The 7,895-nt window shown below is 70.8% G+C and carries 4 protein-coding genes; 3 read left to right on the forward strand and 1 reads right to left on the reverse strand.

The annotated features are described in order from the left end of the window. Positions 1 to 328 precede the first annotated feature (328 nt). Positions 329 to 736, forward strand: coding sequence for a hypothetical protein (locus ABZX37_RS48975; protein ID WP_354751204.1), 408 nt, complete (start codon positions 329 to 331; stop codon positions 734 to 736). A gap of 4 nt (positions 737 to 740) precedes the next feature. Here ABZX37_RS48975 and ABZX37_RS48980 read toward each other — a convergent pair whose 3' ends face one another. After that, positions 741 to 1,307: an amino-acid N-acetyltransferase gene (locus ABZX37_RS48980; protein WP_354751205.1), complete on the reverse strand. Its 567-nt coding sequence runs from the start codon at positions 1,305 to 1,307 to the stop codon at positions 741 to 743. A 110-nt stretch (positions 1,308 to 1,417) separates the two neighbouring features. On the opposite strand from ABZX37_RS48980, the gene ABZX37_RS48985 reads away from it, so the two are divergent. Both ABZX37_RS48985 and ABZX37_RS48990 read left to right on the forward strand, forming a co-directional pair. Next, a complete protein-coding gene (locus tag ABZX37_RS48985) occupies positions 1,418 to 3,466 on the forward strand; it encodes an acyltransferase family protein (RefSeq protein WP_354751206.1) in 2,049 nt (682 codons plus the stop codon). A 119-nt stretch (positions 3,467 to 3,585) separates the two neighbouring features. Next, a complete protein-coding gene (locus ABZX37_RS48990; RefSeq protein WP_354751207.1) occupies positions 3,586 to 7,776 on the forward strand; it encodes an AAA family ATPase in 4,191 nt (1,396 codons plus the stop codon). The last annotated feature ends 119 nt before the right edge of the window (positions 7,777 to 7,895 follow it).

Below are 7,895 nucleotides of genomic sequence, written 5' to 3' on the forward strand. Positions count from 1 at the left end.
TTTTTTAAACCTGGGGGCGGGTTATTTATGTCGGTGCGGGTAACCCTGTGGGAATCTGATTCCCTCAGGGTTCCCCTCACGGACCACTACCGGCTTCCGCTCCCGGGCCCGAGGCCCACAGCGACGTGCGCTCAACCGGGCCGAATCAGCTGAGCTGGGGAAACAAGCCGGAAGCGCGTCCACATCACAGCCTTAAATTCCTGGCATGGGGACTCAGAGTCCCTCAGGGTTCCCCTCACCGACAGTCTGGTCCCGCCCGACTTAAGTTCTGGCATTGATTCTGAGCCGCGCGTGCAACCTGCCGGCCCGTCCGGCTCGTCCACTGCGCATGGACCTCAAGAAGCTCGCACTGGGTATCGGGACGGCCGCCGCGCTGGCCGGGTGCGCGGGCGGCACGGTCGCCGTCGCGCAGACACCGTCGCGACCGCCTGCCGCTGAACTGGGCGGGAACGTGGCGCTCACGCCCGGCCAGGAGGTGCAGGTCGCCGGCCGGGACCTGACGGTGCGCTACCGCCAGCTGGTCTCGGATTCGCGCTGCAAGCCGGGCAGGCAGTGCTTCGTGGCGGGGGAGGCGGTAGTGGCGCTGGTCCTGACCGAGCCGGGTCGCGGCGAGCACACGTCCGTCCAGCTGCACACCGGCCGCCAGGGCCCGGACGCGACGTCCTTCGCGGGCACGACGGTGAAGCTCGAGGCCGTGGACGGGTCGGGGAACCGGATTCTCGTGCGGTTCTCGTGAGGGTTCAGAACTCGAGCAGCATGCGCGAGTTCCCGAGCGTGTTCGGCTTGACGTAAGGCAGGTCGAGGAACTCCGCGACGCCCGGGTCGAGCGAGCGCCGCATTTCCGCGTACACCTCGTGCGACACCGGAGCGCCGTCGATTTCGACGAATCCGTGTCCGGAGAAGAACGACGTCTCGAACGTCAGCACGAACAGCCGTTTCAGCCCCAGTTCACGGGCCTCTTCGACGAGCCTGCCGACCAGCGCGCGGCCGATCCCGCGGCCGCGCGCCGCTTTGTCGACCACCACGGTGCGCAGTTCGCCGATGTCCTCCCACAACACGTGCAGCGCGGCGGCGCCCAGCACGTCCTCGGTACCGGCTTCTTCATCGGTCGCGACCCAGAATTCCTGCACCGCCTCGTAGAGCGTGACCAGATCCTTTTCGAGGAGCACGCGGCCCGCGTCGGAGTCGACGAGGGCCTTGATCTTGCGGACGTCGGCGATCCGCGCGCGGCGGACGGACGGAGGGCGGGAATCGGGCACCCGGTCAAGATAACTACCGCGAGGACCGGGTGTGCCGAGCGGCTCCATCGGGGGACCCCGGATGCGTGACGCTACGAGCCGTCACGTATAGCTAGTGTCCGCACATGACCAGTAGCCGGCGGCCACTGGCCGGCTACCGGCCCTCGGGAGGAACCTGCATGTCCGGCAGCACTGTGGCCGCCCCCGAACGATCCGGCCATCCTCCCGCCGGGCCGAGCGCGCAGGCGCGGTTCCGGCCCGAGCTGCAGGGCGTGCGGGCGCTCGCCTCGGTGCTGGTGGTCGTCTACCACGTGTGGTTCGACCGGATCTCCGGCGGCGTCGACGTGTTCTTCCTCGTCTCCGGGTTCCTGATCACCGGCCAGCTCTACCGGGCGCTGCTGCGCGGCCGGATCGAGCTGCGCGCCACCTGGGGCCGGATGATCAAGCGGCTCTTCCCGGCCGCGATGACCGTGCTGCTGACCGTCGTGGTCGTGTCGCAGCTGCTGCTGCCGCAGGACCGCTGGTTCCAGACCATCCGCGAGGTCGTCGCGTCGGCGCTGTTCTACGAGAACTGGCAGCTCGCGGCCGATTCGGTGGACTACTTCGCCCAGCACAACAGCGCCAGCCTCGTGCAGCACTTCTGGTCGCTGTCCATCCAGGGCCAGTTCTACCTGGTGTGGCCGCTGCTGTTCGTCGGGCTCGGCCTGCTCGTGCGCCGCCTCGGCTGGTCGCTGCGCGGCACGGTGAACCTGCTGCTGGTCGTCCTGTTCGCGGCCTCGCTCGCGTACTCGGTCTACCTCACCGCGGCCGACCAGCCGCTGGCCTACTTCCACGGCCTCACCCGCGTGTGGGAGTTCGCGCTCGGCGGCCTGATGGCGATGTTCCTCGACCAGGTGACGCTGCCGCGCCTGCTGCGCATCGTGCTCGGCTGGGTCGGCGTCGCCGGGCTGGTGCTGTGCGGCGTCCTGCTCGAGGTCGACAGCGTGTTCCCCGGCTGGATCGCGCTGTGGCCGACCGTCTCGGCCGGCCTGGTGCTGGTGGCCGGGCAGACCGGCAGCGTGCTCGGCGCGGACCGCTGGCTCAGCTCGAAATTCCTCGGCTACGTCGGCAATCTCAGCTTCTCGCTGTACCTGTGGCACTGGCCGGTGCTGGTGTTCTACCTGATCATCCGCGACCGGGCGGCGGTCGGCCTGCTCGGCGGCACGTTCGTGGTCGGCGTGTCGTTCCTGCTCTCGATCCTGACCTACCACCTGATTGAGAACCCGATCCGGCTGTCGAAGATCGGTACCGCGAAACACTGGGGCTCTTACCGGTTTGGCGTGCTCGCGCTGGCCCCGGTGCTCGTCGCGAGCGGCGTCTGGCAGGGCGTGAGCAGCGCGCGGGCGAACTACGAGATCGCCATCGGCGACCCGGACCACCCCGGCGCGATCGCGCACGCGCCGGGCTTCGTCTACCGCGGCACGCCGGCGCCGTCGATCGTGCCGCCCACGGTGAAGCTCGCCGACGACTGGGCCCGCATTTCGCCGGACCAGTGCTCGAAGTCGCCGCGCAACAAGGAACTGGAGATCTGCACGGAGGGCCCGGAGGGGCCGCCGACCAAACGGATCGTGCTCGTCGGCGATTCGCACATCCAGCAGTACCTCGCCGCCTTCCGGCCCGCGGTCGTCTCCGACGGCTGGCAGGTCTCGACCATGCTGAAGGGCGCGTGCCCGTACTCGTCGGGCTCCGAGCTGATGCCCGGCGACAAGAACTGCATCGACTGGAACAAGGCCGCCACCGACGAACTGCTCGACACGCGCCCGGACGCGGTCGTCATGCTCGGCACGGTCAACGCCAAGCCGGGGCCGAACGAGTCGACGCCGAAGGGCTTCGTCGACGTCTGGTCCGAGTTGAACGACGCGAACATCCCGGTCGTGGCCGTCCGCGACAACCCGCGCTACGCGTTCAACATGGCCAGCTGTGTCGCGCAGAAGAGCCCGACCGACGCGTCGTGCTCGGTGCCGCGGCCCGCCGCGGTGGCCCCGGCGCCGTCGTGGGAGCGCGTCGAGGACATCCCGGACAACGTGTCGTTCCTGGACTTCACCGACTACTACTGCGACCAGAAGCGCTGCCGCGCGGTCGTCGGGAACGTGCTGGTCTACATGGACGACAACCACCCGTCCGCGACGTTCAACACGACACTCGCGCCGATCGCGGTCAAACAGCTCAAACAAGCCCTGCAGTGGTGACCGCGGGCGAGGGGCGAACGGGCGACTTCGGCGACTAGCCGTCGCGGAGCGTCCCGGGTTGGGCACAATGGGGCGGCGGCGGGCTTGCCGCACGGGCACCTGAGGGGGAGCTGGTTTTTTTGACGCGCGCAGGGTGGGACGCATTCCAGGCCGCACAGTCCGAGGCGGCGGCGGGCCGGACGGCCGCGCTGACCGGCCCGGACGGCGTCGGATGGCTGCTCGTCCCCGGCCAGGCGTGGCAGCGGCGGCTGCCGGACGGGAGCTGGCAGTACACGCAGCCGCCCGCGGACCCCGGCTACCGCGCGGCCGCCCGGCTCGCTCCGCCGCCGGGCGCACCCGCACCGGGAGCGCCGGGCGGGTACGGCGCGCCGCAGCAGTACCCGGGCGGGCAGCAGGGCTACCCCGGCAACGGACCTCGGCCGCAGTACCCGGGCCCGCAGAGCAACCCGGGCGGATTCCCCGGACCGCAAGGAAACCCGGGCGGTTACGCCGGTCCGCAGGGCAACCCCGGCGGCTATGCCGGACCGCAGGGCAATCCCGGCGGATACGCGGGACCGCCTGCGCCGCAAGGGAACCCGGGCGGCTACAACGGCCCGCCTTCTCCTCCGCAGGGTTACCGCCCGCCGCAGCCCGGGTTCCCGCCCGCGCCGCAGGGCGGCCCGTGGTCCGGGCAAGTCCCGGCACAGCCGCCGCCCGCGCCTTCGGGACCGCCGCCCGCCGCCCCGCCGTCCGCGCCGCCGCTCCCCGCGAGCGCCCCGGCGCCGAATCCCGCGACTGCGCAGCCGCCGCAGATCCGGGTCGAGAACCTGGGCCAGTCCGGGATGTTCGTCGCCGGAACCGAGTCGACGGCCGAGTTCGTCGCGCGCGCCACCCGGATCGTCGCCTGGGCGGACGCCACCCGGCACGGCACCGCGAACGGCCCCGGCGAACCGCCGCCGCCCGAACCGGAACGGCCGGGTTCGGACGGCTCCGGCAACAACGTGCTCGGCGACATGGCGCGGCACAGCCGGTCGGTCACGCTGGACCTGCTGGCCGCGGGCAACCGCATGTGGCAGCGCAAGGAGCAGTCCCGCTACGAGAAGGCGTACGAGGAGTGGCAAACGGCCTACGCCGAGTGGGAGAAGCGCGAAGCGGCCCGGATGACGGCGGGCACCAAGCAGCCGAACCCGTTCATCCTGCTCGTGGGGGAGGCGAACACCGGCCAGCGCCGGTTCACCCGGGCGATGAAGGCGTCGCTGACCGAGGCCGAGGTCGGGTTCGACACCGCCCAGTTCTTCGACTGCGCCGCCCTGCTCGCCGAGTACGCCGACGATCCGATCGAGCGCTCGGTGCCCGCGACGATCAACGACATCGAGAACGGCGGCTCCGCGCTGCTGCTCGCGGAGCGGGTCGACGCGCTGTTCGACAAGGATGTCGCCGCCACCGTCCGCCTGCTGCGCAATTACGCGCGCGACCAGGACAGCTGCCGCCTGATCATCCTGGACGGCACCGAAAAGGTGCTCGAACAGCTCCGCACCGAGGCCCCTGACCTGGTGCAAAACATGCTGCAGTACCGGCTGCCCCGGTTCGACCGGCCCGCTGCGGCGGCCGCGCTGCTCGACGTCCTCGCCCAGGAGCGCTCCTTCGGCCTGCCGCCCGACGTGCGCGACCGGCTCGCCGCGCTGGCCAAGGAACCCAGCGCCCGCACGGTGGAGGCGCTGCTGGACGCGTCCTCGCGGCAGGCGATCAGCCGCGGCGCGATGCCGGGCACCCGGATCGAGATCGGGCACCCGGACATCGAGCCGCTCGTGGCCGCGGCGGGCCAGCGCGGCGGATCCTCGATCGAGGAGCTGCTCGCCGAGCTGGACGGGATGATCGGCCTCGCCGCGGTCAAGGAGCGGGTCCGCTCGCTGACGTCGGAGATGACGATCGACGCGCGGCGGCGGGAAGCGGGCATGAAGGTCGCCGTGCGCAGCCGGCACCTGCTGCTGACCGGAAATCCGGGCACGGCCAAGACGACCGTCGCCCGGCTGCTCGGCAAGATCTATCAAGCGCTCGGCGCGCTCCCGAAGGGCCACGTCGTCGAGGTGACCCGCACCGACCTGGTCGGCGAGTACGTGGGCCAGACCTCGCTGAAGACCCGCGCGGCGGTCCAGCGGGCCGTCGGCGGCGTGCTGTTCCTCGACGAGGCCTACAACCTCGTGAACGACAAGGACGACGACTTCGGCCGGGAAGCCGTCGCGGAACTGTTGGTGCAGATGGAAAACCACCGCGAGGACTTGGTGGTTTTCGCGGCCGGTTACCCCAAGGAGATGGACGCCTTCCTGGAGTCCAACTCCGGCCTGCGGTCGCGGTTCGCCGGCACCATCGAATTCCCGGACTACTCCAACGACGAGCTCGCGCAGATCTTCCGCGCGATGGCGAAGGGCCAGGGCTACGAGCTGTCCGCGGACCTGCTCGCGGCGCTGCCCGAGGCGGTCCGACGGATCCCGCGCGGCCGCGGCTTCGCGAACGGCCGCTCCGCGCGCGTGCTGCTGGAAGCGGCGATCGGCAAGCAGTCGACCCGGCTGACCACCGACGGCGGCGCGGACCTGGTCACGCTCGTCGCCGCAGACCTGCCGCAGCCCGGCGAGTCCGGAGTGGGCGCGGTGGACGATTCCGGACCACGGCGCAGTCTTCCGGAGCTGCTGGCCGAGCTGGACGCGATGATCGGGCTCGACTCCGTGAAGCAGCGCGTGCGGTCCATGGTGGACGAAATGGCCGTCGACGCGCGGCGCCGCGACGCGGGCATGAAGGTCGCCGTACGCAGCCGCCATCTGCTCTTCACCGGCAACCCCGGCACGGCCAAGACGACCGTGTCGCGGCTGGTCGGGCAGATTTACCGCGAGCTGGGCGTGCTTCCGTCCGGACACCTGGTCGAAGTCGGCCGCGGTGACCTCGTCGCCGAATTCACCGGCCAGACCGCGCCGAAGACGCGCGAGGTGTGCGAGCGGGCTGCGGGCGGCGTGCTGTTCATCGACGAGGCCTACAACCTCGTGCGCGACGACAACGACGACTACGGCAAGGAAGCCGTCACCGAACTGCTGGTGCAGATGGAGAACCATCGCGAGGACCTCGTCGTCTTCGTCGCGGGCTATCCCAAGCAGATGGACGAGTTCCTCGAGTCCAACCCCGGGCTGCGGTCGCGGTTCTCCGGCCGGATCGAGTTCCCGGACTACTCCAACGAAGAACTCGCCGGGATTTTCACGGTGATGTCGAAGGGCCAGGGCTACGAGCTGTCCGCCGACCTCTCCGCGGCGCTGCCCGAGGCGATCCGCCGCATTCCGCGCGGTCGCGGGTTCGCGAACGGCCGGTCCGCGCGCGGCCTGCTGGAAGCCGCGATCAGCGGGCAGTCCAGCCGCCTGGCCGCCGCGCCGGACACGCCGTCGGATCAGCTGGCCGTCCTGGTGGCCGCGGACCTGCCGGGCGAAGCCGGGGTCGCGGTCAGCGACGACGCCGGACCGCGCCGGGGACTGGACGACCTGCTGGCCGAACTCGACGGGATGATCGGCCTGGACGAGGTGAAGTCGCAGGTCCGTGCGCTGGTCGCGGAAACGCGGCTGGACGCGCGCCGCCGCAAGGCCGGGCTGCCGGTCGGGGCGCGCAGCAGGCACCTGGTGTTCACCGGCAACCCGGGCACGGCGAAGACGACCGTCGCGCGCCTGATGGGGCAGCTGTACCGCGAACTCGGCGTGCTGCCGTCCGGGCACCTGGTGGAGGTCGCGCGGCCGGACCTGGTGGGCGAGTACATCGGCCAGACCGCGCCGAAAACCCGTGAGGTGTGCGAGCGGGCGATCGGCGGGCTCCTCTTCATCGACGAGGCGTACAACCTGGTCCAGACCTACTCGAACGGCGCCGACTTCGGCGGCGAGGCGGTCGCCGAACTGCTGGTGCAGATGGAGAACCACCGCGAGGACCTGATCGTGATCGCCGCGGGCTACCCGGCGGACATGGACCGCTTCCTCGACGCCAACGCGGGCCTCCGGTCCCGCTTCGGCGCCACCGTGCACTTCGCCGACTACGACAACGCCCAGCTCGCCGCGATTTTCACGGCCATGGCGGGCAAACAGGGCTACCGCCTCGACGCCGGGCTCGCCGAAGCGCTGCCCGGATTCATGGCCGGTCTCGACCGCGGCACCGGTTTCGCGAACGGCCGTTCGGCCCGCGGCCTGCTCGAACGCGCGATCCGCGCGCAGGCGATGCGGCTGGCCGGCCCGGACGTCGACCTGGAGGCGCTGGACGACGCGGAGCTGACACTGCTGACGGTTCCGGACGTGTCCACAGCGGAGTGACCCGCTCGGGTGCTCGAGCCCCGCAGGTCCGTGAAGGGCTCCTTGAGGGAATCTGACCTGGATCCACCGGTGTTTGTGGTGTTGTAGGTCGTGTCTGGACGCGCAGATGCCCTCTGGCT

This window comes from Amycolatopsis sp. NPDC004079 (assembly GCF_040610415.1).
GTDB lineage: Bacteria > Actinomycetota > Actinomycetes > Mycobacteriales > Pseudonocardiaceae > Amycolatopsis > Amycolatopsis halotolerans.

What these genes read in the sequence shown, in the direction of transcription:
- ABZX37_RS48975 (WP_354751204.1), top strand. Translation starts at nt 329, where the DNA reads ATGGACCTCAAGAAGCTCGCACTGGGTATCGGGACGGCCGCCGCGCTG.
- ABZX37_RS48980 (WP_354751205.1), bottom strand. Translation starts at nt 1,307, where the DNA reads ATGGAGCCGCTCGGCACACCCGGTCCTCGCGGTAGTTATCTTGACCGG.
- ABZX37_RS48985 (WP_354751206.1), top strand. Translation starts at nt 1,418, where the DNA reads ATGTCCGGCAGCACTGTGGCCGCCCCCGAACGATCCGGCCATCCTCCC.